Here is a 1,523-nt window from a genome sequence, read left to right on the forward strand (position 1 = left end):
TGCTTTAACTTTAAATTCATTTGAATATTTAGTCATAAAAAAACTGCACCTCCAAAAGTTGTTTTGTGTCCAACTTTTGGGGTGCAGTTCATTTTTATAGGTAGTCTTTTTTTATCTCCAATCTATATTTTGAGCATTATTAACTTTTTTCTTTAATTTTTCTAATCTTGTAAGTGCTTCATTAAGAGTTACATCTTCTTTTGCAAAATGAAAACGAATTAAATTGTGTACATCTTCATGGAAAAAGCTAGAACCTGGCACAGCTGCCACTCCTACATTTGCTGTCATCCATTCAGCAAATTTATAATCATCTTTTACGCCAAATTCTGAAACATCCATAAGCACATAATATGCCCCTTGCGGTTCAGTAAATTGAAAGCCTAAATTTGCTAATCCTCCCACAAAAAGTTTCTTCATATGCGTATAATGATCTTGAAGTTCTTTATAATATGCATCTGGAAAATTTAAACCTACCACAGCTGCTTCCATAAGTGGTGCTGCTGCACCAACAGTTAAAAAGTCATGAACTTTTTTAACTCGATCAATGATATTTGGTGGAGCTATGACATATCCCAATCGCCAACCTGTAATAGAATACGTTTTGGAAAGTGAATTACATATGATTGTTCGTTCACGCATACCTGGTAATGTAGCCATATATACATGTTCATGAGGTTCATAAATAATATGTTCATATACTTCATCAGTAATAACATATGCATCATATTTAATTGCAAGTTCAGCAATATTTTCAAGTTCTTTACGTGTAAATACTTTTCCGCATGGATTTGACGGATTACAAAGAATAAGTGCTTTAGCACCGCTACAAAATGCTTCTTCTAATAAATTTACATCAAAATTAAAATCTGGTGGAACTAGCGGAATATATATAGGCTCTGCTCCGGAAAGAATTGTATCAGCTCCATAATTTTCGTAAAACGGAGAAAAAATTGCAACTTTATCTCCAGGATTTATAATTGACATCATAGAAGCCATCATCGCTTCTGTACTACCACAAGTAACAACAATCTCACTATCAGGATCGACTTTCATACCTGAAAAATGTTCATGTTTTCGTGCTAAAGCTTCACGAAAATTTTGTGCACCCCATGTAATTGCATATTGATGTGGCCCCATTTTTGCCACTTCAGCTAATCTATCTGTAATTTCTTTTGGTGGTGCAAAATCTGGAAAACCTTGTGAAAGATTAACTGCATCATATTTATTAGCAATACGTGTCATACATCTTATAACCGAATCACTAAAATTTGATGTACGCTTACTGAGTTCATACATACATATCTCTCCTCACTAATCAGTTAGAATGATAGTCCATTATTTTTTATAACTAGGATTATCCTTTAATATCTTAATATATAATATTCATTAATAAAAATAAAGAAAAAAAGCACTGAAATATTCAGTGCTTTTTTTCTTAACTGGCAACTTCCTATCCTCCCAGCACGTCTCCATGCAAGTACTTTCGGCCTCTAAATGCTTAACTACTGTGTTCGGTATGGGTA

At 33.3% G+C, this 1,523-nt stretch carries 1 protein-coding gene and 1 rRNA gene; both read right to left on the reverse strand.

The window, feature by feature from the left end; genetic code table 11:
* Nucleotides 1-111: 111 nt before the first annotated feature.
* A complete protein-coding gene (locus tag F553_RS0111555) occupies nt 112-1,296 on the reverse strand; it encodes a pyridoxal phosphate-dependent aminotransferase (RefSeq protein WP_019000216.1) in 1,185 nt (394 codons plus the stop codon).
* 141 nt (nt 1,297-1,437) lie between these two features.
* A 5S ribosomal RNA gene (gene rrf / locus F553_RS12765) occupies nt 1,438-1,523 on the reverse strand; the annotation flags it as partial.

Source organism: Megamonas rupellensis DSM 19944 (genome assembly GCF_000378365.1).
Classification (GTDB): Bacteria; Bacillota; Negativicutes; order Selenomonadales; family Selenomonadaceae; genus Megamonas; species Megamonas funiformis.

What these genes read in the sequence shown, in the direction of transcription:
- F553_RS0111555 (WP_019000216.1), bottom strand. Translation starts at nt 1,296, where the DNA reads ATGTATGAACTCAGTAAGCGTACATCAAATTTTAGTGATTCGGTTATA.